Origin of the sequence: Aequorivita aquimaris, from assembly GCF_001573155.1 — a bacterium.
In the GTDB taxonomy this organism is placed as follows: Bacteria; Bacteroidota; Bacteroidia; order Flavobacteriales; family Flavobacteriaceae; genus Aequorivita; species Aequorivita aquimaris.
This window is the reverse complement of the sequence record NZ_JRWG01000010.1, coordinates 1-25346: the sequence shown is the minus strand read 5'-3', so window position 1 is coordinate 25346 and position 25346 is coordinate 1. Positions and strand designations below refer to the sequence as shown.

Annotated in this window: 27 protein-coding genes; 19 read left to right on the top strand and 8 right to left on the bottom strand. The window is 40.9% G+C overall.

Translation table 11 applies throughout. The annotated features are described in order from the left end of the window. Positions 1-35 precede the first annotated feature (35 nt). The gene (locus LS48_RS12800) at positions 36-1640 is read left to right on the top strand and encodes an Ig-like domain-containing domain (protein ID WP_062622900.1); all 1605 of its coding nucleotides are present in this window, start codon (positions 36-38) and stop codon (positions 1638-1640) included. Here LS48_RS12800 and LS48_RS12795 read toward each other — a convergent pair. From LS48_RS12795 to ahcY, 4 genes are all read right to left on the bottom strand, one after another. Beyond that, positions 1627-2403: an amidohydrolase gene (locus LS48_RS12795; RefSeq protein ID WP_062622899.1), complete on the bottom strand. Its 777-nt coding sequence runs from the start codon at positions 2401-2403 to the stop codon at positions 1627-1629. The genes LS48_RS12800 and LS48_RS12795 overlap by 14 nt on opposite strands. A 52-nt stretch (positions 2404-2455) precedes the next feature. Beyond that, entirely contained in the window at positions 2456-3595 is a 1140-nt protein-coding gene (locus tag LS48_RS12790; protein ID WP_062622898.1) for a methionine aminotransferase, read from the bottom strand. Next, positions 3588-4058: a very short patch repair endonuclease gene (locus tag LS48_RS12785; protein WP_062622897.1), complete on the bottom strand. Its 471-nt coding sequence runs from the start codon at positions 4056-4058 to the stop codon at positions 3588-3590. Before LS48_RS12785 ends, LS48_RS12790 begins: the two co-directional genes overlap by 8 nt. Before the next feature lie 107 nt (positions 4059-4165). After that, entirely contained in the window at positions 4166-5482 is a 1317-nt protein-coding gene (gene ahcY / locus LS48_RS12780) for an adenosylhomocysteinase (RefSeq protein ID WP_062622949.1), read from the bottom strand. A gap of 93 nt (positions 5483-5575) precedes the next feature. Here ahcY and LS48_RS12775 point away from each other — a divergent pair, with 93 nt between their 5' ends. The 9 genes from LS48_RS12775 to LS48_RS12735 all read left to right on the top strand — a co-directional run bounded on the left by LS48_RS12775 (position 5576) and on the right by LS48_RS12735 (position 12525). Then, a complete protein-coding gene (locus tag LS48_RS12775; RefSeq protein WP_062622896.1) occupies positions 5576-6211 on the top strand; it encodes a 4'-phosphopantetheinyl transferase family protein in 636 nt (211 codons plus the stop codon). 3 nt (positions 6212-6214) lie between these two features. Further along, entirely contained in the window at positions 6215-6907 is a 693-nt protein-coding gene (locus tag LS48_RS12770; protein WP_062622895.1) for a phosphoglycerol geranylgeranyltransferase, read from the top strand. 87 nt (positions 6908-6994) lie between these two features. Then, positions 6995-7255 carry a thiamine-binding protein gene (locus LS48_RS12765; RefSeq protein WP_045081418.1) on the top strand — a complete coding sequence of 87 codons (261 nt, stop codon included), beginning with the start codon at positions 6995-6997 and terminating at the stop codon, positions 7253-7255. Further along, on the top strand, positions 7239-7877 hold the full coding sequence (pnuC, locus tag LS48_RS12760) for a nicotinamide riboside transporter PnuC (protein ID WP_062622894.1): 639 nt from the start codon (positions 7239-7241) through the stop codon (positions 7875-7877). The genes LS48_RS12765 and pnuC overlap by 17 nt, the downstream gene beginning before the upstream one ends. Then, the gene (locus LS48_RS12755) at positions 7874-8404 is read left to right on the top strand and encodes an AAA family ATPase (RefSeq protein ID WP_078056438.1); all 531 of its coding nucleotides are present in this window, start codon (positions 7874-7876) and stop codon (positions 8402-8404) included. Before pnuC ends, LS48_RS12755 begins: the two co-directional genes overlap by 4 nt. An 87-nt stretch (positions 8405-8491) precedes the next feature. Next, on the top strand, positions 8492-10036 hold the full coding sequence (locus tag LS48_RS12750; protein ID WP_062622948.1) for a DUF4301 family protein: 1545 nt from the start codon (positions 8492-8494) through the stop codon (positions 10034-10036). Next, positions 10033-10437 carry an alternative ribosome rescue aminoacyl-tRNA hydrolase ArfB gene (gene arfB, locus LS48_RS12745; protein ID WP_062622892.1) on the top strand — a complete coding sequence of 135 codons (405 nt, stop codon included), beginning with the start codon at positions 10033-10035 and terminating at the stop codon, positions 10435-10437. Before LS48_RS12750 ends, arfB begins: the two co-directional genes overlap by 4 nt. Positions 10438-10652: 215 nt before the next feature. Further along, positions 10653-11039: a hypothetical protein gene (locus tag LS48_RS12740; protein ID WP_062622891.1), complete on the top strand. Its 387-nt coding sequence runs from the start codon at positions 10653-10655 to the stop codon at positions 11037-11039. 124 nt (positions 11040-11163) lie between these two features. After that, complete coding sequence (locus LS48_RS12735; RefSeq protein WP_062622890.1) at positions 11164-12525, top strand: sigma-54-dependent transcriptional regulator; 1362 nt, start codon at positions 11164-11166, stop codon at positions 12523-12525. Between the two features lies 1 nt (position 12526). Here the strand turns inward: LS48_RS12735 and LS48_RS12730 are convergent, their stop codons facing one another. After that, positions 12527-15007: an ATP-binding protein gene (locus LS48_RS12730; protein ID WP_062622889.1), complete on the bottom strand. Its 2481-nt coding sequence runs from the start codon at positions 15005-15007 to the stop codon at positions 12527-12529. Between the two features lie 406 nt (positions 15008-15413). Between LS48_RS12730 and LS48_RS12720 the strand changes: the two genes are divergently transcribed. Next, positions 15414-17594, top strand: a complete 2181-nt coding sequence (locus LS48_RS12720; protein ID WP_062622887.1) for a TonB-dependent receptor — start codon at positions 15414-15416, stop codon at positions 17592-17594. Positions 17595-17692: 98 nt separating this feature from the next. Here LS48_RS12720 and LS48_RS12715 read toward each other — a convergent pair whose 3' ends face one another. Continuing rightward, the gene (locus tag LS48_RS12715; protein ID WP_062622886.1) at positions 17693-18130 is read right to left on the bottom strand and encodes a hypothetical protein; all 438 of its coding nucleotides are present in this window, start codon (positions 18128-18130) and stop codon (positions 17693-17695) included. 182 nt (positions 18131-18312) lie between these two features. Here LS48_RS12715 and greA point away from each other — a divergent pair, with 182 nt between their 5' ends. After that, positions 18313-18789: a transcription elongation factor GreA gene (gene greA / locus LS48_RS12710; protein ID WP_045081347.1), complete on the top strand. Its 477-nt coding sequence runs from the start codon at positions 18313-18315 to the stop codon at positions 18787-18789. A 2-nt stretch (positions 18790-18791) separates the two neighbouring features. Further along, on the top strand, positions 18792-19187 hold the full coding sequence (locus LS48_RS12705; protein ID WP_062622885.1) for an HIT family protein: 396 nt from the start codon (positions 18792-18794) through the stop codon (positions 19185-19187). Here LS48_RS12705 and LS48_RS12700 read toward each other — a convergent pair. Together LS48_RS12700 and LS48_RS12695 are read right to left on the bottom strand one after the other, a co-directional pair. Then, a complete protein-coding gene (locus LS48_RS12700) occupies positions 19177-19524 on the bottom strand; it encodes a hypothetical protein (RefSeq protein WP_045081345.1) in 348 nt (115 codons plus the stop codon). The two genes, LS48_RS12705 and LS48_RS12700, sit on opposite strands and share 11 nt — an antisense overlap. Before the next feature lie 2 nt (positions 19525-19526). Beyond that, positions 19527-20681: a sensor histidine kinase gene (locus LS48_RS12695; protein WP_062622884.1), complete on the bottom strand. Its 1155-nt coding sequence runs from the start codon at positions 20679-20681 to the stop codon at positions 19527-19529. A 119-nt stretch (positions 20682-20800) separates the two neighbouring features. Between LS48_RS12695 and LS48_RS12690 the strand changes: the two genes are divergently transcribed. From LS48_RS12690 to LS48_RS12665, 6 genes are all read left to right on the top strand, one after another. Then, positions 20801-21676 (top strand): flavin reductase family protein, encoded by an 876-nt coding sequence (locus tag LS48_RS12690; protein ID WP_062622883.1) that lies wholly within the window; start codon positions 20801-20803, stop codon positions 21674-21676. Positions 21677-21706: 30 nt separating this feature from the next. After that, positions 21707-22084 (top strand): DUF3127 domain-containing protein, encoded by a 378-nt coding sequence (locus LS48_RS12685; RefSeq protein WP_062622882.1) that lies wholly within the window; start codon positions 21707-21709, stop codon positions 22082-22084. A 93-nt stretch (positions 22085-22177) separates the two neighbouring features. Beyond that, complete coding sequence (gene aat, locus LS48_RS12680) at positions 22178-22819, top strand: leucyl/phenylalanyl-tRNA--protein transferase (RefSeq protein WP_062622947.1); 642 nt, start codon at positions 22178-22180, stop codon at positions 22817-22819. A 70-nt stretch (positions 22820-22889) separates the two neighbouring features. Next, positions 22890-24638 carry an agmatine deiminase family protein gene (locus LS48_RS12675; RefSeq protein WP_062622881.1) on the top strand — a complete coding sequence of 583 codons (1749 nt, stop codon included), beginning with the start codon at positions 22890-22892 and terminating at the stop codon, positions 24636-24638. A gap of 139 nt (positions 24639-24777) precedes the next feature. Beyond that, positions 24778-25089 (top strand): hypothetical protein, encoded by a 312-nt coding sequence (locus tag LS48_RS15250; RefSeq protein WP_062622880.1) that lies wholly within the window; start codon positions 24778-24780, stop codon positions 25087-25089. A gap of 47 nt (positions 25090-25136) precedes the next feature. Continuing rightward, on the top strand, positions 25137-25346 hold a 210-nt coding region (locus LS48_RS12665; protein ID WP_131807695.1), incomplete at its 3' end, for a transposase.

The following is a 25346-nucleotide window of genomic DNA, read 5'->3' as shown; positions in this document are numbered from 1 at the left end:
GCGCCGCAGCGCCACAAAATTTTAAAGAATACTAAGTGAAACACCGCCTGCTTTACATTCCCATAGCTTTTTTGATGATTTTGTCATTCGTTGACTGTGCAAAAAAAGGATCTCCATCGGGCGGGCCGCGGGATACCATTCCACCTGTGATAGTAAGAAGCAGTCCTGAAAATTACACAACAAATTTTACGGGAGACGAAATTGAAATCCGTTTTGATGAATACATAAAACTGAAAGAAGTAAACAAAGAGCTCATCATTTCGCCACCGATGACGTTCGCTCCCATTATTACGCCATTGAGCACTTCAAAAACCCTACGGATAAAAATACTCGATACCCTAAAACCAAACACTACGTATTCCTTCAACTTCGGAAATAGTATTGTGGACAATAACGAGGAAAACAGGTTTGAATACTACAAATATATTTTTTCGACCGGAAGTTATATTGATAGTTTGAAACTTTCGGGACGGGTAAAGGATGCAGAGTTTATTGCGCCGGAAATTCCAACCACTGTAATGCTTTATGAAGTAAATGAAACTTTTACCGACTCCATTATTTATTCTGAAAAACCAACTTACATAACCGTTACCAAAGACAGTACGGGAGTTTTTGAACTCACCAACTTAAAGGAAGGAAAATACCTACTTTTGGCATTGAAGGAAAAGAACAACGATTATATCTTTCAACCGCAAAACGATAAAATAGGTTTTGAGAAAGAGTTCGTAACCATTCCCACGGATTCCACTTATACATTGACGCTCTTTAAGGAAACCCCCGATTATAAAATTGCACGCCCCAGCCAGATAGGGAAGAACCATATCGTTTTTGGTTATGAAGGCCGCGCCGACAGTCTTGCCATTGAAATGCTTTCCGAAGCTCCCGAAGACTTCGATTATCGGATTTTTAAGGATGAAAAAAAAGATACCCTGCATTATTGGTTCAGACCCGCCATTGCAGCCGATTCCCTAAACTTTAAAATTTCCAACGGAACAATTGTCGATACCGCCACAGTGCGGATGCGCGAACTTTATACGGATTCGCTGAATATTTCAGCCTTAAAAACCGGGACACTCAAATTGAAAGACACGTTCAAACTGCGGGCAAACACACCGCTCGTTTCTTTCGACGCCGAAAAATTTCAGGTAATGGCAAAGGATTCTTCCCTAATTGAACCCTTAGTAAAACTAAACAGCGTGTACAACTGGGCCGAGGTTTTCTTCCCAAAAACCGAAGACCAAAGCTATCTGATAAAGCTTTTACCGGGAGCGTTGACCGATTTTTTTGAGAAGACGAATGATACTCTAACATTTAACGTAAACACCCGCTTGGAAAGCGATTACGGCACCTTGAACCTTAGCTTGCAAAATGTGGAACGGTTTCCCGTTATTGTACAGTTATTGGATACCAAATACAATTTGGTGGCCTCAGAATATCTTTCGGAAAATAGGGAGGTGTTTTTCGAAGCGCTTTCGCCGAATAAATATTTCCTCAGAATTATTTACGATACCAATGAAAACGGGAGGTGGGACACCGGCAGCTTCCTAAACCGCAGGGAGCCCGAGCGAATTATCTATTACCCTACGCAACTTGAAGTACGCGCCAATTGGAGCTTGAATGAAACTTTTAGGTTAAAGTAAATTTATCGCGATCATTCAAAAACTGCAAATGCTTCCGGTTGCTCTCAATGTGCTCCTTGGATAAAGTTACAGTTTCAATAAACTCATCAAAAGCGGAAGGGGAAACTTGTTTTCCCAAAACGTCATAAACCGCCGAATGGCCTACATATTCGTGGTCATTGCCGTCAAAACCCACGCGGTTTACGCCCACGCAGTAACTCATATTTTCAATGGCGCGCGCGCGAAGCAGCGTATCCCAAGCAACGGTACGCACTTTTGGCCAGTTGGCCAAGTAAATTAAAACGTCATAATCTTCGGTATTTCTGGACCATACGGGGAAACGCAGGTCGTAACAAATGAGCGGGCAGATTTTCCAGCCTTTGTAATTTACGATTAAACGCTCCTTACCTGCGGTGTATGTTTCATTTTCCTTTGCCAAGGTGAAGGTGTGCTTTTTGTCGTATTTTTCATAAGTGCCATCGGGCAAAACGAAAAAGAGGCGATTGTAGAATTTGTCATTTTCTGAAATAATCACGCTGCCGGTAATGGCGCAGTTGTGTTTCCGGGCTTCGGAAATCATCCAATTTAAACTGTCGCCATCATTGGGTTCGGCAAGTTTTTTGGCATTCATCGAAAATCCGGTAGTGAACATTTCGGGCAAGACTATCAAATCTGTTTCCCCTTCAAAGGTTTGGAATTTCTTTGAAAACAATTCCCTGTTGGCCGATGCGTTTTCCCAAACCAGTTCACTTTGAACAAGCGTTATTTTTAAATCGGTTTTCATTTTTTTCTTTTAAAAGTACGGTTTCCTTTTAATACCAACATACAAAATAATCCTATAATTCGCGAAGGATTTTTGCAGCTTCCGCAAGCGTTTCATCGGTTTTGGCAAAGCAAACCCGAATCTGTTTAAAATCTTTTCTGCCTTCGTTGAAAACAGAAGTGGGAATGGTCGCAATCTTGTGTTCCTTCGTAAGCCTTTCCGCAAAAGCGATATCGTTTTCATTTGAAATTTCCGTAAAATCGAGCATTTGGAAATACGTGCCTTTTGAAGGAACAATTTTGAAATTGGAACCTTCCATTAAATGCAGAAAGAAATCGCGCTTTTGCTGATAGAAATCCGAAAGTTTCAAATAATGATTTTTGTCTTTCAAATAAGTAGCCAATGCTTTTTGAATGGGATGGTTTACGCAGAAAACTACGAATTGATGCACTTTTTGAAAGTCTTTCATCAAATTCTCAGGAGCGGTGCAATAGCCCATTTTCCAGCCCGTATTGTGGAATGTTTTTCCGAAGGAAGCCGTTACAAAACTTCGCTCCGCCAAAGCTTCAAATTTCGATGCACTTTGATGCACATTGCCGTCAAAAATGATGTGTTCGTAAACTTCATCGCTTAAAACCAACAAATCATTTTTTTCTGCCAAATCTTGTAATTCGAGCATATCGTCTTTTGAAAACAGCATCCCACTCGGGTTGTGTGGCGAGTTGATGATAATCATTTTCGTTTTGGAAGAAATGTTATCCGCAACTTCCTGCCAATCCACTTCATAAAAAGGAGGTTTAAGTTGAATCGGCACAATCTTTCCGCCGAACAATTCCACAGTTGGCGCATAACAATCATAAGCCGGCGTGAAAATGATTACTTCATCACCTTTACTAATTGTTGCCGCAATTATTGTGAAAATAGCTTGCGTTGCACCAGCGGTAATCGTGATTTCGATTTCGGGATTGTAGAAACGGTCGTGGAGGTTTTCGATTTTCTTTGAAATTTCCATCCGCAGCCCGAAATCGCCGGGCATTGGGGCATATTGGTTATAACCGTCGCTCATCGCTTGGTCTACCAAGGCATTTAAAGCGGGGTCGCTGGGGAAATTTGGAAATCCCTGTGAGAGGTTTAAGGCGTTGTGGTCTGCCGCCATTTTGCTCATTTTGGCGAAGATGGAGGTTTCAATATTGGGTAATTTTGAGTTAATCATTCTGTCCGGTATTTATATACACCAAAATATCGTTGATGCATTTGTTGAGGTTGTTCTTTATTTCGTTGGTCCAAAACCGAAACACGGTATAGCCCATTTCTTCGAGTTGTTTGTTCACTTCGCGGTCGCGCTGCATATTGCGCTCAATCTTTGGAATCCAAAAACCACGGTTGCTTTTCAGGTTTTTCTTTCGTTCCGGCCAATTGTAACCGTGCCAAAACTCACCGTCAATAAAAATGGCAAGTTTGTGTTTTTGGATGGAAACATCGGGCTTTCCGGGGAGTTTTTTGCTGTCCACGCGATAACGGATGCCTTTTTTCCAAAGCGCTTTTCTGAAAAGCAATTCCGGCTTGGTATTCTTCCCACGGATTTTGCCCATCATTTTGGAACGCTTTTTTGTGGTGTAGAAGCCGGATTCCTCGTTGAATCTTGGGACTTTTATTTTTTCTTCTTCATAAATCATTCACTTAAAGTATGAATAATCTTGGCTTTTTAAAAGTTAAATATTTTTCAATAAAAAAACCCTCACATAACTGCAAGGGTTTCAATCTAACGTCTAAAATCTAACGTCTAATATCTATAATACTCAGGCTTAAACGGCCCTTCAACAGTAACGCCAATGTATTCGGCTTGTTCTTCTGTAAGCTCGGTAAGCTCAACCCCGATTTTCTCAAGGTGAAGTTTCGCAACCTTTTCATCCAAATGCTTTGGAAGCATATAAACTTCGTTTTCATAGTTTTCGCCATTTTTCCAAAGCTCGATTTGCGCCAAAGTTTGGTTGGTAAAACTGTTGCTCATCACAAAACTTGGGTGTCCCGTTGCGCAACCAAGGTTTACCAATCGGCCCTCGGCCAAAAGGATAATGTCCTTTCCATTGATGGTATATTTATCAACCTGTGGCTTAATTTCAACGTGGGTATTTCCGTGGTTTTTCTTCAACCAAGCAACGGCAATCTCATTGTCAAAATGCCCAATGTTACAAACGATGGTTTTGTCTTTCATCGCTTCAAAATGCTCTCCGCGAACTATATCTTTGTTTCCGGTTGTCGTAATTACAATATCAGCATTTCCAACAACGGTTTCCAATTTTTTCACTTCAAACCCGTCCATTGCAGCTTGTAGCGCACAAATTGGGTCAATTTCGGTAACGGTAACAATACTTCCCGCACCTTTAAACGAAGCGGCAGTTCCTTTACCCACATCGCCATAACCGCAAACAACCACACGTTTTCCTGCCATCATGATATCAGTGGCACGGCGGATGGCATCTACGGCACTTTCGCGACACCCGTATTTATTGTCGAATTTACTTTTTGTAACGCTATCGTTAATGTTGATGGCCGGCATTGGCAACGTGCCTTTTTTCATACGCTCGTAAAGACGGTGAACACCGGTGGTAGTTTCTTCAGAAATACCTTTTACGCCAGCGGCAAGCTCTGGATATTTGTCCAAGACCATATTGGTTAAATCGCCTCCATCATCAAGGATCATATTTAACGGTTTGCGGTCCTCGCCAAAGAAAAGCGTTTGCTCAATGCACCAGTCAAATTCTTCCTCGGTCATCCCTTTCCAAGCATACACCGGAATTCCAGCGGCAGCAATTGCGGCGGCAGCATGGTCCTGGGTGGAGAAAATGTTGCAAGAGCTCCAAGTAACTTCGGCCCCCAATGCAACTAAAGTTTCAATAAGCACCGCAGTCTGAATGGTCATGTGAAGACATCCCGCAATTCGCGCACCTTTCAAAGGCTGCTCGTCTCCATATTCTTCACGCAAACTCATAAGCCCCGGCATTTCCGCTTCGGCAAGCTCAATTTCTTTTCTTCCCCAGTCTGCCAGGGAAATATCTTTTACTTTAAACGCCGTGTAAGGCACAGTTTTCGTTGACATATTTGTTATATTTATACCCTTAAAAGCGGGCATTTGTTAAAAATAATTTCTGTTTTTCAGTCCGCAAAAGTACACAATATCCTTTAAAAGTTTATGCCACTTTACAAAACTATAACAGTAAATCCCCACACTAAAGTCTTCATTTGGAAGATTGAAGAGTCTTTTGAAGCCCTTTCCGAAGGAATCCAATTGACCCAAAATTGTGCAAACCGAGTAAACAATATGAAAAGCGACCTGCACCGTCGCGGGTTTATGAGCATTCGGCATTTAATGGCTCTGGAAGGATATACTGATCAGGATTTGTATTATGACGAAAATGGAAAACCGCATTTAACAGGCGATAAGCATATTTCCATTACCCATTCCTTCAACTTTGCGGCCATAATTATTAGTGATATTGAAGTGGGAATAGACATTGAAATGCAACGTCATAAAATCTTACGGATTGCCCATAAATTCACTCCGTTAAAAGCGTACAAGATTTTTGCCAACGAAGATGCTTTAATGCGAAAGCTAACTATAGTTTGGTGCGCCAAAGAATCTTTATATAAAAGTTTTGCCGAAAAAGGGGTAAGCTTTTTGGAACATATTTATGTGGAAGATTTTTTGCTCGATGAGACCAAAACTACTGCTACCGTAACCTATGAGGGCAAACAACAAAAATACAATGTGGATTTTTTGGAATTTGAAGAATTTACCTGTGCCTATGCACTTATTTCTGAAAAATAGTAAATGGAAGAAAATTTTTATAAAAATCTTCTAAAATCGGTTGCCGAAAAGGAAAATCAGCTTGCTATTTTGATTGACCCTGATAAATTCGATATTTCTGAAACGAAACCATTTCTGAAAAAAATTCCGAAGGAAACCACTCACCTTTTTGTAGGTGGAAGTACCGTTGCCAATGGTGAAACGGAAGCCACTGTAAAAGCTTTAAAAAATGATACAAAACTTCCGATTTTTCTTTTTCCTGGCGACTATTCACAAATTACACCTTTGGCGGATGCATTGCTTTTTTTGACCTTGCTTTCTGGGAGAAATGCGGAATATTTAGTTGGACAGCAGATAAAATCTATTTCAAAATTGAAAAATAGTTCTTTGGAAATTATTTCCACAGGTTACATTTTGATTGATGGCGGAAATTATTCCGCAGTTTCCAAAGTGACAAATACCGAACCGCTTCCGCAGGAAAATATTGAAAACATTGTGCACACGGCGTTAGCGGGACAATTTATGGGGGCGAAGATTATTTATTTGGAAGCGGGCAGCGGCGCAAAATTTCCTGTAAAGCCCGAAATCATTTCCGAAGTAAAAAAAGCAATCAACATCCCTTTAATTGTTGGCGGCGGAATAAAAACCGAAGCACAAAAAAATACCGCTTACGAAGCTGGAGCAGATATGGTTGTGATGGGAACGGCGTTTGAGTAAATTCCAAATCTTAAAAAACCAGATTCCAAAAACTGCAAACTGCGACTGAAAACTTTTTAAAATCGTAGTTTTGAAAAAAATGAAAAAATGAAAATTTCAGTAGAATTAACCCTCACGCCTTTACAGGACGATTACGAACCAGCCATTATCAATTTCATAAAAAGTTTGCGAAATTCTGGACTTACTGTGTTGGAAAATCCGCTAAGCACACAGGTTTACGGCGATTACGATGCAGTAATGAATCTTCTTCAAAAAGAAATGAAAGTTGCATTGGAAGCCGTGGAAAGAGGTTTGCTTTACATCAAAATAGTAAAATCAGACCGCAGCGACTATGAGCCCCATTTTTGATTGGTTTTTTGCGCAATACGCCGAAGTTCCCGCACATTTAATAGTGCTGGAACTCATCGGCGTTTTCTTTGGTTTTTTGAGCGTATGGTTCAGCAAGCAGGATAATATTCTCGTGTATCCCACGGGGATTATCAGCACAGCTATTTTTGTTTACATTCTCGCTGTTTATGGGCTTTTGGGCGATATGATGATAAACGCCTATTACTTCGCAATGAGCATTTACGGCTGGTATATTTGGACCCGTAAAGTAGATGCGACCCATTATACGCCCATCACAAAGGCTACAAAAACCGAAAACAAACAATCTATTTACATTTTTATCGCAACGCTTATTTTCGTTTTTGCGGTCTATGAATTTTATGATAAATGGAACAGTTGGACAGCCTATGTTGACACGATTACGACCGCAATTTTCTTCGTGGGAATGTGGCTTATGGCGAAAAAGAAACTCGAAAACTGGATCTATTGGATTATTGGCGACCTAATTTCCGTACCACTATACCTTTATAAAGGGCTCGTGTTTACTTCGTTCCAATACCTTTTATTTACTATTATTGCCATTTACGGATACCGCGCGTGGAAAAGAAACCTAAACATACCCGAAACAAGTCTGCTGAATTGATAAAAGTAGTACTATACGGCCCCGAATCTACTGGCAAAACAACCTTGGCAAAACAATTGGCGACGCATTACAAAACGCTTTGGGTGCCGGAATTTATGCGGGAATACCTTCAGAAAAAGTGGGATTCTGAAAAGAAATTAGTTGAAAAGGAAGATTTAATTCCCATTGCAAAAGGACAATTGCAACTTGAAAAAGAAGCCTCGCAAAAGGCTGAAAATCTGCTGATTTGCGATACAAATCTGCTCGAACTAAAAGTCTATTCGGAATATTATTACGACGGATTTTGTCCTTCGGAAATAAAAACCGAAGCAACCAAAGACAATTACAGCATCTACCTTTTGACCTATGTTGACACGCCTTGGGAGCCAGACATTTTGCGCGACCGTCCAAACAACCGCGAGGAGATGTTTCGTATTTTCGAGGCCGAATTGAAAAAACAGGGTTTCCCATATAAAATTTTAAAGGGAAACGAGGAAGAGCGGTTTAAAAAAGCAACCGAAATAATTGACGTATTATTAAATAGGTAAAATCTTTGCGTTCTCTGCGCCTCTGCGGTGATAATTTACCGCAAAGGCGCAAAGGTCGCGAAGAAACTTGCAATTACATTGAATAAAATGTTTACAGAAAAAAACATACAACAAATAAAAAACCACGGGCTTTCCGAAGCTAAAGTAACGCGACAACTCGAAATTTTTAAGGAAGGAATCCCCTTCGCAAATGTAGTTGAACCAGCTTCGGCGGATAATGGCATTGCGGTATTTTCAGAAACGGAACAACGCCATTTTGCATCGCTTTTTGAAGCTGAAAAAGACAAATTGGATTTGCTGAAATTTGTACCAGCTTCGGGGGCGGCAACGCGAATGTTTAAGTTTTTGCATCAGTTTTTGGAGAGTTATGATTTTGAAAATGAAGACATCGATGCGTTTCTTCAAAAGGAAGAAAACAAGAACTTAAAAATCTTTTTTGATTCAATCGACCAATTTGCTTTTTCTTCTTTGGTAAAAGAGAAATTGGAAGCGAAATTCCCCGATTTTGAAAATTTCGAAAAAGGAAAACACTACTATTTCTTTGTAAAGGAAATGCTAAAAGAAACCGGTCTCAATTTTAGCAACACGCCCAAAGGACTGGTTCCTTTTCACAAATACGGCGAAAATTATGTTACCGCTTTTGGCGAACAATTATACGAAGCAGCTTTTTACGCAACTTCGAAAGGGATTGCCAATTTGCATTTTACGGTTTCCGCAGAACACGAGGAAAAGTTCAAAATAAGATATGAGGAAATTCAGGAAACTGTTGATAATAATACAGGCGTAAAGTTTAATATTTCCTATTCCTTTCAGAAAAAGGAAACTGATACAGTTGCCGCAACTCTTGAAAACAACCCTTTTTTGGATGAAAACGGCGATTTGGTTTTTCGTCCGTCCGGGCACGGGGCGCTATTGGAAAATTTGAATGAAGTAGATGCCGACATCGTTTTCATAAAAAATATTGACAACGTGGTTTCGCAAAATTATGTGGAAACCATCGCTTTTCAGAAAAAGGTGCTTGCCGGGAAATTGCTTTCGCTTCAGAAAAAGATCTTTGGTTTTGTGGAAAAACTTCACGCTGCAAATCCTTCTGACCTGTCCGCCGGGGCGGAAGAGGTTTTGAAAAACGCTTCGGACTTTATTTCCCGAGAACTTTTCATAAAAAACACTCCTATATATAAAGAGGAAATTTTGAAAATTTTGGAACGGCCCATTCGAGTTTGCGGGGTTGTTGAAAATACGGGTGCTCCCGGTGGCGGCCCATTTCTTATAAAAGACAAGAACGGAAACCTTTCCTATCAAATCGTGGAAATGAGCCAGATTGACACCAACAACACACGGCAAAAGACTTTGGTTGACAGAGCAACACATTTCAATCCGGTGGATTTGGTCTGCGGCCTGCGAAATTATAAAGGTGAAAAGTATGATTTGCTTCAGTTTTCAGACCCTGACGCGGGTTTTATTTCGAATAAATCGTATCACGGAAAACCCATAAAAGCACTGGAGATGCCCGGACTTTGGAACGGTGCGATGGCAAACTGGAACACGGTTTTTGTGGAAGTGCCACTCATCACCTTTAATCCCGTAAAAACGGTAAACGACCTTTTAAACCCTGTACACCAGCCGCAATGAACACGGAGCAATTAATTTCTGAACTTTCCTTTAAAGCCATCCGCAGCAGTGGGCCGGGCGGGCAGCACGTGAACAAAACGGCTTCAAAGGTGGGGGTGTCCTTTAATTTGGAAACTTCCGAAGCACTTTCGGAAACTGAAAAGGAACGAATCTACAACAAACTTTCCCCAAAAATTTCTTCCGAAGGGATAATTACCCTGCAATGTGGCGAAACCCGAAGCCAGCACCGCAACAAAGCAATCGTTATTGAAAGGCTTGTTGAATTGATTCAAAAAAACCTTAAAGTCGCAAAACCGCGAAAGAAAACAAAACCTTCAAAAGGCGCGATTGAAAAACGCTTAAAATCGAAAAAAGAGAATGCGCTAAAAAAATCACACCGCAAACCGCCCAAAATTGAATAACGTTTACACACAAACTGTGTAAATTTTACACAACTGTACTGTTCATTACACAATTTTTAAAATTCTATTTGTCTTAAAGAATAAATTAAAATGCTGTTTTTCAGTTTTTTAAGAATTATTGCCGTTGCCTTTTTTCTGTGGCACTACTTTTTCTATTTACAAGGCAACAAACAAACTTAGAAACGAATAAATAATTTTTTTAAAATCAAAAAACAATGAAAAAGTTAATTTTAAGTACAGCAATCGTCTTGGGAGGTTTAACCGCAGCAACCGCGCAAGATAAAGAGCCAACGGCAATGAACGAGCAAAAACAAACTGCCGTGGAAGCGCAAGTGGAAAGCAGAATTGAGGCTGCACAAGATGCCGAAATTGCTGAGGTTGCTGTTCCTGTTCAAGACTATAAAGAAGTAAAAGCTTCTGAGGTACCACAAACCGTTAAAGACGCCGTAGCTAAGGATTTTAGCGGTGCCACTATTTCTAAGGCTTATGTGAATGCACAGGGAGACTATAAAATCGAACTTGCCACTGCCGATGCCAAAAAAGCAACGGTGTATGCAAACGCAAAAGGCGAGTGGATTAAAAATGAATTAAAGAAGCAGTAAGCTGCAGGTATTTTAGATTCAATACTTCTGGGAAAGGCGTCCATAAATTGGGCGCCTTTTTTTATGATAAATTTAAAGTTTGCCCAGCCATATACTCACTATTTTTACGGTCTCACAAAATATAATGGCGCAGCAAATACATATAGTTGAAGACGATGTAGCTTTTGGAAAGATGCTCACCTCTTTTTTGGAACGAAAAGGTTTTAATGTCTCTGTTTCGCTTTCAGGCGAAAATGCCCGAAAAACCATTTCTGAAAACAAGTTCGATTTGCTGATAACCGATTTAAAGCTGCCGGATGATTCGGGTCTTGACTTGCTTGAATTTTCCCAAAAAACCTCCCCAAACACTAAAGTGATTTTAATGACGGGTTATGCCGAAGTGGATACAGCGGTAAAAGCCATAAAAAAAGGGGCGCTGGATTATATTTCGAAACCGTTTCGGCCAGAAGAATTATTGATGATTATTGAAGCGGATTTTCAAAATACGGAATCTTCGGAAGAACCTATTTCAGAAACTGTTGAGCCAAAACAACCTGCTTCCCAACCAACTTCCGAAAAACCCAAATTTGTCATCGGCATCAGCGAAGCCTCCAAAAAATTCAATGAATATTTAAAGCTGGTCGGGCCAACGGATATGTGCGTGCTTATTCAAGGCGAAAGCGGAACGGGGAAAGAGGTTGCTGCAAAAGCAATCCACAATTATAGTTCCCGAAAAGATAAAAATTTTGTTGCCGTGGACTGCGGCGCCATTCCGAAAGAGATTGCCGCCAGCGAATTTTTCGGCCACATAAAGGGAAGTTTTACGGGCGCGGTAAACGACAAAAAAGGCCATTTTGAAGCGGCAGACGGAGGTACACTTTTTTTGGATGAAGTGGGTAATCTTTCCTACGAAAACCAGATCCAATTGCTTCGCGCTTTGCAGGAACGCCGCATAAAACCCGTGGGCAGCAATACCGAAATTGACGTGGATGTACGGATACTTTCCGCAACGAATGAAGACTTGCTGAAAGCCGTTTCCGAGGGAAAATTCCGCGAGGATTTATATCATCGGTTGAATGAATTTTCCATCCACATACCATCGCTACACGAACGGAAAGAGGACCTTTTTCTGTTTATTGAATATTTTTTAAACGAAGCGAACAAATCTTTGGGAAAGGAAGTAATCGGACTTTCAAAAGAAGTGGAGGAAGCATTCAAAAACTATGCTTGGCCGGGCAATTTGCGCGAGTTGAAAAACGTAATCAAGCGTTCCGTTTTGTTGACCAATTCCCGATTGATTCCGTTGGAAGTGATTCCGCGGGAAGTTTTGTTTGCTGAAAAAACGAAAAAGGAAACCGTAGATTTTTCAAAGGAAAGCAACGAAAAACAGCTTATTTTGAACGCTTTAAAGGAAGCCGAGTTCAATAAAACCAAAGCCGCAAAACTGCTGAATATTACCCGCAAAACGCTTTATAACAAACTGGAACATTATCAAATAGATTTGTAAATCAGCTATTAGAAAGCGCATTTTGTAAATCCCGAATGTTCAAAATGAGCTTTTCAAAATCCATCTTCATTTCCACAGGTTCAACTGTTTCGGCTGTGTAATCCTCCATTTTTTCGAGAATGGGAATCACTTCCTTCGCCCTTATTTGGCGGAACATCGTGAGCATTCGGTGGGCAATTTCAGAAATAGTTTTTGTGTCATTTTCCGCAATTGAATTTTTGATTTGCTGCAGATCTTTTTCGGTTTGGACGTTGAAAACTTCCAGCACTTCTTCCAAGGCTTCGGGCGTATTTAAAAAAGATTCTAAAAGGGAAAGGTCGAATTTTCCATTGTCTGTGGAATTTGATTTGAAAATTTCATCCACAATTTTTTCTTCCGAAAAATTCCTGCGGTTTGGAAAAATGCGCTCCAAAACCGCAACCAGTTCCTGTTTTGAAAAGGGTTTCGGCAGCATTTCAGAAAAACCTTTTTTGAGGTAGAAATCGCGGCTGTGCTCCCTACTTCCCGTCATTGCTATAATTGGCTGGTTTTTATAGGAATTTATTTCACCATTTTTTAGTTTTTTCAAAACCGTAAACCCGTCGGTTTTTGGCATTTGTATGTCGGTTAAAACGAAATCGATCCCGATAGCTATCGGGACGAAATCCGAACCGATTCGAAAATGCTCATAACTTTCAAATGCTTCCGAGGCAATATCCATCTGCTCAAAAATTTCCTGCAACAGGGCACGCATCGACTGGTCATCGTCTATAATTACGGCTTTCAGACCTTCAAACGAAATGTTTTCCTTCGGAATGGTTTTCGTCAAAATCCTATCTGAATTTTTCAGCGGAAGGGTTAAAATAAAGTTGCTTCCTTCCCCCAAAACACTTTCCACCTTTAGGCTTCCGCCCAAAAGCTCGGTGAGTTTTTTTGAAATTGCCAATCCTAAACCACTACCGCCAAATTTGTGTGCTATCTCTGTTTCGGCCTGTGTAAATTCATTGAAAATAAGTTGCTGTTTTTCTTCGGAAATGCCAATTCCAGTATCGATTACGGAGATTTTTATTTTGGAAATTTTTGGAACACTGAGCGCAGTCGAAGTGTCAAGTTCTTCAACCTTAATTTCAACGCTTCCATTTTCGGTAAATTTGAAAGCATTGCCGACGAGATTATTTATAATCTGCCGAATCCGCAGCGGGTCGCTTTCATAAATTTTGCTTTTGATTTCCTGCGAAATGGAAAACTTCAAATCGACAGCTTTCTGCGGAAACTGCTGTTTTACGGCATTCCCGGCTTCAACGATAATATTTTCCAAAGAAAAGGGAACACTTTCAATGGGCAATTTTCCCGCTTCCAATTTGGAGAAATCCAGCAAATCATCCACCAAGTGCGATATAAAATGCGAGCTGGAAGTGATTTGCCCTAAATAGTATTTCTGCTTTTCGGAAAGGTTTGAATTTTCAAATAATTCGGAATAGCCGCTGATGGTATTTAAAGGTGTTTTTAAATCGTGGCTTACGGTGGAAATGAGCTGTTCGCGGCTTTTCAAAAGCGATTCCGCATAATTTTTGGATTCTTCCAAATTCTTTTTAAACCGTTCCGCCCTAAAAAAATCTGAAAGGATAAAGTATGAAAACAGCAAAACCACGATACCGCCCAGAATACCGGCAAACTTCAGGATTTCCTTGGTGCGTTCCATGGATTTTGCCCGCTGCTGCTTTTCCAGATTGTTGTTCTTTGTAATTTCACGGTCAAAACTGGCAATTATTTCGCGCAAACGTTCCGAAATGTTGAGGTCGTTGCGAATCAATTCGTTCTCTTTTTGTATCAACGATTCGCGAATTCTCGAATTTTCCTTTTTCGCTTCGGCAACAATATACCGTGCGGCAACGAGCATGGAATCTACGGTTTTCGACTTTACGGTGGATGTGTCGCGTGCGGCATCACTGTTGAGATAATCGGCATATTTCTGCCAAATGCTGCGTTCGCGCGGTTTCAATTTTGACGGATTCCTGATTAACGACTCCACCGAATTCAAGCCTACGGAGGCTTCCAGTTTTCGCACCTCGCGCATAATGTCGTCCAGCGAAGTGTCTTTTTGGTTCGTCAAACGAAGAATTCGCAACTGTTCAATGTTTCGGTTCTTTTCCTTGAGCAGCGATTTTACGCTATCCAATTGTTTTAGCTGAAAATCGTTGGTGGTAAGCGATTTTATCTCGTCTATTTTTCTGAAAAGCGAATCGGTCTTCGCCATATATTTTTCAAAATCTTCATCGCTTTCGGTTAAAAGCGCGAGCCTCGAAAAGCCATCGGTCTCGTAAACCAAATTGATGAGGGTTCCGGTTTCAATAAACTTTTTTTCGCCTGTGGTTTCTGTTGATTCCGCAGTGAAATTTTTGAATTCGGAATATAAAAAAAAGCCCACTAACACAGCCAAAGCCCCCAAAACAAGGTAGCTGAGGATGATTTTAAAGGTGAATTTGTTCTTTGAAGTGGCCATCGTTCAAATGTAAATAGTAATGAAACGGGGAAGTATTAAGGATATGATAAAAAAATCGAAACCGATACCGAAACCGAAATCGAAATCGAAAACGATGCGGGAGTATTTGGAGAAATTGAAAAAAGAAATGTACTTTTGCCGAACATCTCAAAGGGGTGCGGATTTTAGTCTTGAGCCAGTAGTGGTGAGAGGTGAGACTTAAAACTCATAACTCATAACTCATAACTCATAACTCGAAGAAGCTGAGATTATACCCAAAGAACCTGGGCGGGTAATGCCGCCAAGGGATACAAATAAGAACCCCCTGTAATATTGCGAGGCGCAATGTTTTCAGGGTTTTTTTATATAAACCATTTAACAAACCAAGAATAACGCCCCTTTTATTCGTATAAAATATTTTTTACGAATGAAAAAGTTATTGATTACCACAGTTTTTACTTCTCTTTTTATTACCGTTTCCGCGCAGGAAAAAACGCAGGATTCCACAAAAATTGAAGCTTTGGACGAAGTTTTGGTACAGGCCGTGCGAGTAGATGCCGATTCACCAATTACCCACTCAAACCTCGATAAAGAGGAGCTCGAAAAACGAAACCTCGGGCAGGACATTCCGTATATGCTCAACTATCTTCCGTCGGTGGTTACCACGAGCGATGCTGGCGCTGGCGTGGGCTATACCTACATTCGTGTTCGTGGGAGCGATGCTTCGCGCGTAAATGTTACGCTGAATGGAATTCCGTATAACGATTCCGAAAGCCAAGGCACGTTTTGGGTGAATCTGCCCGATTTTACTTCCTCGGTGCAAAGTCTGCAATTACAGCGCGGCGTGGGAACTTCCACCAACGGTTCGGGCGCTTTTGGTGCGAGTTTAAATTTGTTGAGCGATGCTGTTTCAAACGAAGCGTATGGTGAAATTGCAAATTCCTTCGGAAGTTATAATACACACAAACATAACGTCAAGTTCAGCACTGGCTTGCTTTCTGACCATTTTGAAGTGGGGGGAAGACTTTCCACTATCCAATCCGACGGATATATAGATAGGGCAAGTTCCGACTTGAAATCCTATTTTCTACAAGCAGCTTTTGTGAATAGAAACACGTTGATTAAGGCTTTGGTTTTTGGTGGAAGAGAAGAAACCTATCAGTCGTGGAATGGTTTGGAAGATCCCGAAAAGCTTGAAAACGACCGTACCTTTAATTCTGCCGGAATGTACACCGATGAAGACGGAAACATTCAGTTTTATGACAACGAAGTAGATAATTATGCCCAAGACCATTATCAATTGCTTTGGAACCAGCGTTTCAACAATAATTGGAGCACCAACGTTTCGTTGAATTACACAAAAGGGAAGGGTTATTTTGAACAATACAAAGAGGATGAAGATTTTGAAACCTACGGTTTTGAACCCATAGAAATTGGCGGTGATACCATAAATACAACCGATTTAATCCGCCGCCGCTGGCTCGATAACGATTTTTACGCGGCGAATGCGAACGTGAATTACAAAAACAATAAAATTGATTTTACTGGCGGGGCGTTTTACAGCTATTACACCGGTGACCATTACGGCGAGGTAATCTGGGCACGCTACGCCAGCAATTCTGAAATTCGCGATCGTTATTATGAAGGGAACGGAGAAAAAAGTGAATTCACCGTTTTTTCCAAAGCAACGTATCGATTCAGCGAAAAGTGGAGCGTTTTCGGCGATTTGCAGGGACGGTTTTTGAACTATAATATTTCGGGGATTACTTCAGATTTGGAAGCTTTGACCGTAGATGAAGACTATTCCTTTTTCAACCCAAAAGCGGGATTGACCTATAAATTGAACCCTTCAAACCAGTTCTATTTCTCCTATGGAAAGGCGCATCGCGAGCCTTCACGAAATGATTACGAACAGGGAATTGTTACGCCCGAGAAATTGGACGATTTTGAACTTGGATGGCGATTCTTCTCCGAAAAGGCAAAGGTCAACACCAATATTTATTATATGAATTATAAAGACCAATTGGTACTTTCCGGGGAGTTGAACGATGTGGGCGCACCGTTGCGAACAAGCAGCGGAAAAAGCTACCGTTTGGGGCTGGAAGTGGATGCTGAAATACAGCTTTTGAAAAATTTGCGAACGCTGCCAAATATCGCTTTGAGCACCAATAAAAATGTGGATTTCGTAACTTCCCGCGATGGGGAATTGGTCAATTTGGGTAACACGAACATTTCCTTTTCGCCTTCGGTAGTCGCAGGAAATATGCTGGAATATTCGCCAATCCAGAAATTGCAATTGGGCTTTCTTTCAAAATTTGTGGGCGAACAATATATGGGCAATATTGACAGCGAAGCTTCAAAATTGGACAGTTATTTCGTGAACGACTTAAATATTGTTTACACTTTGGACTCGCTTCCGTGGGTAAAGGAAGTAGTTTTTTCGGCCTTGGTGAACAATATTTTCAACGTGGAATATATTTCCAACGGATACTTTTATACTTATGATGATGATTTCAGCGATCCCGGAACCGTTACTACCGTGGAAGGCGCGGGATATTATCCGCAGGCTACGATTAATTTTTTAGTGGGAGCTACGGTGAAGTTTTAACCGCTATCTTTTCGGCTCCGTCAGTCCCGAGGCGCAATGGACAGATGGAGTGGAAGGAATGAGGGTGGCAAAAATTAAGTCTAATGGGTATTTAGGTATTAGTTACTCACATTAATGGTATTGCCGTTTCGCACCGCCCGATAGGATTGCATTGGGTATTGGGTGTCGGGCTCGGTGGTGTGCCTTCCAAAATTTACGATATTATACTTATTGTCGTCATCCGGGCAAGGACAGGTAGCAATAGGGCCATCCACCTCCATTCGCGAACAATTGCTCGGCACGTGGTTCGGGTCGGTGAGGTCATACGCAAAATATTGAGTTTCACTCACACAATAAACCACAATTCCCTTAATTCCCTGGGAAGTAATAACATAATTTCCGGGAAATCGAAGACCGTTGTACTCAGGCAAATTTAAGTTTAAGTTCAGATTTACAACAGGATCGGTTAAATAGGGATTTCGTTCTTTTTGGTCATCATTTTTTGAACAGGATACCAGTGTGAAAATTATTGAAAGGGAAATAATTATATTCTTCATGGAAACTACTAAATTTTAAGGCCGAAATTACAACAAATTATACTACAACTAAATTTTTAGTATATTTGTTAAACATAATCCCGTCGCCGTATGGGATTTTTCTATTCCCGCGCTGGCGGGAATCTTATTATATGGAATTTAAGAATTTAAAAAAGGGTTTGTAATACACAAACGATGAAGTTATGAGTAAAGTATCTTATTACACCGCCGAGGGATTAAAAAAGTTAAGGGATGAAGTAGATTATCTACGCGATGTGGAGCGCCCAAAAGCCTCTAATGCCATTGCCGAGGCTCGCGATAAAGGCGACCTCAGCGAAAACGCGGAATATGACGCAGCCAAGGAGGCCCAAGGAATGCTGGAAATGCGTATTGCAAAGCTCGAAGAAGTACTTGCAAACGCCCGTTTGATAGATGAGTCGCAACTGGATTTGAGCAAGGTTTTGGTACATTCCAAAGTGAAAATAAAAAACCAAAACAATGGCATGGAAATGAGCTATAAGCTCGTGGCCCAAAGTGAAGCTGACCTAAAAACTGGAAAAATTTCTGTAGATTCCCCCATCGGAAAGGGATTGCTGGGCAAGCAAAAAGGCGAAATAGCCGAAATACAGGTCCCCAATGGCGTGCTTAAATTCGAAATACTGGAAATTTCAAGAGATTAACTATGGCATCAATTTTCACTCAGATTATTGAAGGGGAAATTCCTTCTTATAAAGTGGCAGAAGACGACAATTTCATTGCGTTCTTGGACATAAATCCAAACGCAAAAGGCCATACGCTTTGTGTGCCGAAAGAGGAAATCGACAAGATTTTTGACATGGGCGAGCATATGTACCTTCAGTTGATGCAGTTTTCGCGAAAAGTTGCACGCGCGCTTGAAAAAACGGTTCCCTGCAAACGTGTGGGAATGGCCGTTGTGGGCCTAGAAGTGCCGCACGTACACGTCCATCTTATTCCTTTGAATGAAATGGACGATATGCGATTTACCAAAAAGGTAAAAATGACTTCGGAAGAATTTGAAATGTTGGCCGAAGCTATTGCCGAAAAACTTAAATCGTAGGAATTAGTAGATACACTACCGCTGCAATCAAAACAATTGCTGCGATTACTAAAATATAAAATAGCGGTTTTACCTTTAAATATTGTTTATTGGTTTCCGCTATTTTTTTGTTGTAATCAAAAACGCGCTCAATGTCTTCCGTCCAGTTTACGGGGTAAATATCGTTTTTGCAGGTATGGCAGTATAAATTGCTTTCTATTTCGGAAGCTGGTTTTTTAAAAAAAGAGTTTTCTTTTTCTACTTGGGTAAATGTAAATTCCAGGCCATCGGTCCCAAAACAAGTGGGGCAATTGTTTTTTAAGCGCCCCGTGTGTAAAATATGTGTTTTGGTCTCCATAATTAACTTTCTGTCTTTAAGGCTATTTCCATTGTTGTGCCTTGGTTTGGTGCGCTTTTAAGTACACGTATTTTACCATTATGATATTCCTCGATAATTCTTTTTGCGAGGGAAAGTCCAAGGCCCCAGCCGCGTTTTTTGGTGGTATAGCCAGGTGTAAAAATTCTTCTGAACTCACTTTTTGTAAGGCCTTTTCCCGTATCGGCTATATGCACTAGCGCATACTTTGAGTTTTGTTCTATTGAAATGGTAATCTTTCCTTTTCCTTTCATCGCGTCAATTCCGTTTTTCACCAAATTTTCAATGGTCCAGCTGAAAAGTTGGGGATTCATCTGAACATACACGGGTGTTTCAGGAATATCGAGTTGAAAATCGATGAGTTTCGAAGTCCGTTTCTGCAAATAATGAAAAGTAGCTTTTGTTTCAGCAACCAGATCACAGCGTTCCAATTTTGGTACCGAGCCGATTTTTGAAAACCGGTCCGTAATTTTTTCCAAGCGCGAGATGTCCTTTTCCATCTCGGCAATATATTCGGAATTTACATTTTCACTTTTCAAAATTTCCGTCCAGCCCACCAAGGAGGAAAGCGGGGTGCCAATTTGGTGTGCCGTTTCCTTTGCCATCCCCGCCCAGAGCCTGTTCTGTTCGGCAGATTTTGAGGTTTTGTAAAAAAGATAAACGGCTAAAATGAAAAGAAAGATAATTAGGATTAAGGCTGCGGGATAGTATTTTAATTTGTTTATCAAGGGTGAATTGCCAAAATAAATCACAGAAAGAACTTGATCATTATACTTTACCTCCAACGGTTTATACTCTGACGTAAAACGGTCAATGAGTTTTTGTCTAGCGACTTCGTTCTTTAAAATTTCCGGGTCAATATTTCTTCCGTCATAGAAATCCTCTTTTAAAGTGTGAAGGATCATTGGAGTCGTACTGTTGCTTTGGATTATAGCAAGGGCGGTTTCACTAACCGTATTCCCTTCTCCAGCAAGACTCTGAGCCAATTCGCCTTGGGCAGCCGCCCAAATCTCCATTTTGGCCCGCTCGTTTGCTTTTAATTGGGTAAAGAACGCATAAGTATTCCACAAAATAAGGCTGATAACGATAAGCGAAGCCAAAATAAAACCCCAGCGGGAGAGTGATTTATTGAGAAACATACATAAATATTAATTGCAGCGATGCTTTCCAAAAGCAGGTTTAAATATAAAGCAAATATGTTGATATTATTGTATAATCAAGTTTTTACAAGCTATAATCTTTGGGTACATTTGCAGCAATGATCTCTATTGAACCACACGAATTATCCACCGGAAAACTGCACGGCTATCTTTTGGGCGCGGTGGCGCCTAGACCTATTTGCTTTGCAAGTACTGTTGATAAAGAAGGAAACGTAAACCTTTCGCCTTTTAGCTTTTTTAATGTTTTTAGCGCACGGCCGCCAATCCTGGTGTTTTCGCCAGCGCGCCGCGGCCGCGACAACACCACGAAACATACCTATGAAAATGTTTTGGAAGTGCCCGAAGTGGTTATAAACATTGTGAGCTTTGAAATGGTGCAGCAAGTGTCGCTTTCTTCCACGGAATATGCCAAGGGCGTAAATGAATTCACAAAGGCAGGCTTTACTGAAATTCCTTCAGAACTAATAAAACCACCCCGCGTTGCCGAAGCGCCCGTACAGCTGGAATGTAAAGTGAACGACGTAATTAAACTTGGCACCGAAGGCGGCGCAGGAAATTTAGTAATTTGCGAAGTTGTAAAAATTCATATAAAAGAGGAAATTTTAAGTGAAGATGGCAGCATCGATCCTTTTAAGATTGACAACGTTTCACGGCTCGGCGGCAATTGGTACAGCCGTGCAAAAGAGGGTCTTTTTGAAGTTCCCAAACCATTGACAACTTTGGGAATGGGCGTGGATAGTCTTCCCGAAGAAATCCGCCGTAGCAAAGTTTTGACGGGCAATGATTTGGGAATGCTGGGCAATGTAGAAAATTTCCCAAATTCCGAAGAAATTAATACCTTTATAAATGAATCAGACGAATTGAAATGGTTGCGGGATGAGGGTAATGTTTTAGAAATTCATAAAAAAGCCCAAGACTTTCTTTGCGAAGGAAAAATTGAGGAAGCTTGGAAAGTGCTTTTAAGCAGAAAATAAAAGAAGAATAATAAATATTTAAGTAAAAAAATGGAACTACAAGGAAAAATAAAAATGATAGATGAAACCAAAACCTACGGCAATAACGGGTTTCGGAAACGTGAGATGGTAATTACTACCGAAGAGCAATATCCACAACATATAATGATTGAGTTTGTGCAGGACAAAACAGATTTACTGAACAGTTATAAAGTAGGGCAGGACGTAAAGGTGAGCATCAACGTCCGCGGCCGCGAATGGGTGAATCCTCAGGGCGAGACCAAATATTTCAACAGCATTCAAGGCTGGCGTATTGAAAACCTTTCGCAAGCACCAGCAAGTGGTGATATGCCTCCAATGCCTCCGGCGGAAGCTTTTGAACCTGCAAACGATTTTAACGAAGAAGAACACGACGATCTTCCCTTTTAAACAAGGGCAGGAATTTTTCCCAATAATTGGCCCCGAAGAAATTAAATTTTCTTCGGGGTTTTTTTATGCTGAAATTTTCAGCAATTTTGAATGATGCATTATTTAACCGATAAACTTTGGTTCCCCGGTCCTGAAGAAGCAACTACAGATGGTTTGCTGGCAATTGGCGGCGATCTTTCTGTGGAGCGCCTCCTGCTTGCTTACCATTCCGGTATATTTCCTTGGTTTGAAGATGATCAGCCCATTCTTTGGTGGAGCCCGGATCCGCGGATGGTTTTGTTTCCCGAAAAATTCAAGGTTTCCAAAAGTCTTCGGAAAACTTTAAATAGTGAAAAATTCAAAATTACCTTCAATCAAAATTTTTCCGAAGTCATTAAATATTGCGCCAATGTTTCGCGGAAAGGACAAGCAGGAACTTGGATTACGACAGAAATGCAGCAGGCTTATAATGCAATGCACAAAACAGGATACGCTCTTTCCGTTGAGGTTTGGGAAAACGATAATTTGGTTGGCGGACTTTACGGTATTGACCTTCCACAGAAAAAAGTGTTTTGTGGCGAAAGTATGTTCAGCTTGGTGAGCGATGCTTCAAAAGTGGCTTTTTACTACCTTGCGGAATACGTAAAAAGCAAGGATTACAAGTTTATTGATTGCCAAATTTATAATGAACATTTAGAAAGTCTTGGAGCGGAGGAGATTGGGAGAGGGGAGTTTTTGAGAAGGCTTGTATTGTAAATTTATAGAAAACAGATAACTATAAAATAATTTAAAACTATACCTTCGTATTCCACAATTCATTAATCTTATGAAAAATAACTACGCAAAATACCTTTTGGTATTTATGATGCTATTGCAGTCCGCATTCGCCATTTCACAGGAAAAACCGAACCTTCCGCACAATCTCACCGAAACGGAGAAAAGATTGGTGGCCGATTTTCAATTTACCAGCCCACGATTTACGCCACCGCCTTCCGGTCCCGTGCGGGCAGCTGCAGAATGGGAAGAGGTGGAATATCTTTTGGTTACTTGGAATCCTTCGTACCCCAATATACTTCGGCAAATAGTACAAGCTGGTGTGCAGGAATGTAAAGTAATTATTACAACCCAAAACCAAGCTTCAGTGTCCAATTATCTAACCACCAACGGTGTTGATATCACAAATGTGATTTTTTTGAACGTGCCGTGGAACAGTATCTGGATTCGTGATTATGCCGGAAACACAATTTATTCAGACGATGTAGGCGAATTGGCATTGACTGATTGGATATACAACCGCCCGCGTCCAAGTGATGATGTGATGCCAGCAGCGCATGCCGCACAGGTGGGTATTCCATTATATACAACCAATTCTGGAACCAACGATTTGGTAAACACGGGTGGAAATTATATGAGTGACGGTTTGGGAAATGCTTTTGCCTCTAAACTTATTTTGGACGAAAATGCCGCTGGTAATCCTTACGGAGTAAGTGTAAAAACCGAAGCCCAAATCGACGGTATTATGCAGGAATATATGGGGATCAACCGGTTTGTGAAAATGAATACGCTTCCGTATGATCAAATCCATCATATTGATATGCATATGAAATTGTTAGATGAGGAAACCATCCTCGTGAGCAAATATCCTCCCGGAGTAGCTGACGGTCCACAGATTGAAGCAAACATCCAATATGTTTTGGACAATTTTCAATCACCTTTCGGAACACCCTACGATATTGAATGGATTGACGCTCCGCCAAGTACATCAGGACATTATCCTGACACCAACGGCCCTTACAATACTTTTAGTAATTCGGTTTTCGTAAACAAAACTATCCTAGTGCCAACCTACCGTGCCTCTGTAGATGCCCCGGCCTTGGCAAAATATCAGGAAATGTTGCCGGGTTATAACGTGGTGGGTATTGATGTAGACAACCCTGGCGAAAATTTGATAAATTCATTAGGAGCCATTCATTGCATAACCCATACCATTGGCGTTGCAGATCCCCTTTGGATCGTTCACCAACCAATTGATGAGGCCAACGCCGGAAGTACCGTTACAATTGAAGCCATGATTAAACATAATTCTGGCGTAGCGCAAGCAAAGGTTTTTTGGCGTGAGGAGGGCGCAACTACCTATAATGAAATTGAAATGGCCCCATCAAACGGCGATAATTGGGCTGTAGATTTTACCATTCCAAATTCGTCCGTGAATATTGAATATTACATTTGGGCAAGAGCTATTTCCGGAAAGGAATTAAACCGTCCCATTGTTGCGCCAGAAGGATATTGGACCATTCAGGTTGAAACCTTGTCAGCAGAGGAGTGGGCACAGAACCATATTTCCGCAGCCTATCCAAACCCTACCACTGAAAAAGTTTCTTTTAATATGAATGCCATTCAAGGTCCTGTAAATGTGAAAATTCACAACCTTTTGGGGCAGAAATTATATGAAGCAAAGATTGAAAACGGCAATGGAAAAATCACTTTAGACCTGAACCAAAACTGGCAAGGAACGCTGTTGGTAACCTTTGAAGGCGACTTCGGAAAGATCCATAAAAAGGTTATTAAGCTGTAAATCATTTAGTTTAGAATAAATTTTATTAAAAAAACCACAGCTTATTGTTTTTTTTTTTTGTTTTTTTACAATCATAACCTAAGCAATCAACCGTAAACCTACATTATTACGGTTGCTTGTTTTTAAAATTTAGCCCCAAATGAAAATCAAGTCTAGCCTACTTGCGTTTCTGCTATTTGCAGGAATTAACACCATTTCCTTTTCACAATCTAGCACAAAAACCGATGTCAACAAAGATATTGACGTGGTTCGTGTATATGAACAAGTGGTATCTGAAGGCTACGGCACGGCCATTATTTATAAAGAATTGGCCAATGCCTATTATTTCAAAAGTGAATACAACAAAGCGCTTTTGTGGTTTGAAAAACTTTTTGAAACTGAAAAAACCAACGATCCAGATATTTTACAGCGTCAGACTGTCTCAAAACTTAATAACTCTGTGGATAAGTAGGAGTTTTTTTTTCCTTCAAAACCCCCGTATTTCCGTATCTTCATGCCATGGAATATCTACAGGGACAAGACCGCCAGCAACTGGCCCTCTACACCACCTGCCTCGACGAGATGGTGCCGGAGGAGAACAGCGTCCGCTTTATCGATCGATTCGTCGGGGCACTCGATCTGGAAGAGCTGGGGTTTGCCGCCCTGCCCGCACAGGGCCGTCCGCCGTACGACCCGGCAGACCTGCTCAAGCTCTACATCTATGGCTAC

Excerpts from the sequence above, each read along its gene's own strand:
- LS48_RS12795 (WP_062622899.1), bottom strand. The coding sequence starts at position 2,403 with ATGAAAACCGATTTAAAAATAACGCTTGTTCAAAGTGAACTGGTTTGG.
- LS48_RS12790 (WP_062622898.1), bottom strand. The coding sequence starts at position 3,595 with ATGATTAACTCAAAATTACCCAATATTGAAACCTCCATCTTCGCCAAA.
- LS48_RS12785 (WP_062622897.1), bottom strand. The coding sequence starts at position 4,058 with ATGATTTATGAAGAAGAAAAAATAAAAGTCCCAAGATTCAACGAGGAA.
- ahcY (WP_062622949.1), bottom strand. The coding sequence starts at position 5,482 with ATGTCAACGAAAACTGTGCCTTACACGGCGTTTAAAGTAAAAGATATT.
- LS48_RS12775 (WP_062622896.1), top strand. The coding sequence starts at position 5,576 with ATGCCACTTTACAAAACTATAACAGTAAATCCCCACACTAAAGTCTTC.
- LS48_RS12770 (WP_062622895.1), top strand. The coding sequence starts at position 6,215 with ATGGAAGAAAATTTTTATAAAAATCTTCTAAAATCGGTTGCCGAAAAG.
- LS48_RS12765 (WP_045081418.1), top strand. The coding sequence starts at position 6,995 with ATGAAAATTTCAGTAGAATTAACCCTCACGCCTTTACAGGACGATTAC.
- pnuC (WP_062622894.1), top strand. The coding sequence starts at position 7,239 with ATGAGCCCCATTTTTGATTGGTTTTTTGCGCAATACGCCGAAGTTCCC.
- LS48_RS12750 (WP_062622948.1), top strand. The coding sequence starts at position 8,492 with ATGTTTACAGAAAAAAACATACAACAAATAAAAAACCACGGGCTTTCC.
- arfB (WP_062622892.1), top strand. The coding sequence starts at position 10,033 with ATGAACACGGAGCAATTAATTTCTGAACTTTCCTTTAAAGCCATCCGC.
- LS48_RS12740 (WP_062622891.1), top strand. The coding sequence starts at position 10,653 with ATGAAAAAGTTAATTTTAAGTACAGCAATCGTCTTGGGAGGTTTAACC.
- LS48_RS12735 (WP_062622890.1), top strand. The coding sequence starts at position 11,164 with ATGGCGCAGCAAATACATATAGTTGAAGACGATGTAGCTTTTGGAAAG.
- LS48_RS12730 (WP_062622889.1), bottom strand. The coding sequence starts at position 15,007 with ATGGCCACTTCAAAGAACAAATTCACCTTTAAAATCATCCTCAGCTAC.
- LS48_RS12720 (WP_062622887.1), top strand. The coding sequence starts at position 15,414 with ATGAAAAAGTTATTGATTACCACAGTTTTTACTTCTCTTTTTATTACC.
- LS48_RS12715 (WP_062622886.1), bottom strand. The coding sequence starts at position 18,130 with ATGAAGAATATAATTATTTCCCTTTCAATAATTTTCACACTGGTATCC.
- greA (WP_045081347.1), top strand. The coding sequence starts at position 18,313 with ATGAGTAAAGTATCTTATTACACCGCCGAGGGATTAAAAAAGTTAAGG.
- LS48_RS12705 (WP_062622885.1), top strand. The coding sequence starts at position 18,792 with ATGGCATCAATTTTCACTCAGATTATTGAAGGGGAAATTCCTTCTTAT.
- LS48_RS12700 (WP_045081345.1), bottom strand. The coding sequence starts at position 19,524 with ATGGAGACCAAAACACATATTTTACACACGGGGCGCTTAAAAAACAAT.
- LS48_RS12695 (WP_062622884.1), bottom strand. The coding sequence starts at position 20,681 with ATGTTTCTCAATAAATCACTCTCCCGCTGGGGTTTTATTTTGGCTTCG.
- LS48_RS12690 (WP_062622883.1), top strand. The coding sequence starts at position 20,801 with ATGATCTCTATTGAACCACACGAATTATCCACCGGAAAACTGCACGGC.
- LS48_RS12685 (WP_062622882.1), top strand. The coding sequence starts at position 21,707 with ATGGAACTACAAGGAAAAATAAAAATGATAGATGAAACCAAAACCTAC.
- aat (WP_062622947.1), top strand. The coding sequence starts at position 22,178 with ATGCATTATTTAACCGATAAACTTTGGTTCCCCGGTCCTGAAGAAGCA.
- LS48_RS12675 (WP_062622881.1), top strand. The coding sequence starts at position 22,890 with ATGAAAAATAACTACGCAAAATACCTTTTGGTATTTATGATGCTATTG.
- LS48_RS15250 (WP_062622880.1), top strand. The coding sequence starts at position 24,778 with ATGAAAATCAAGTCTAGCCTACTTGCGTTTCTGCTATTTGCAGGAATT.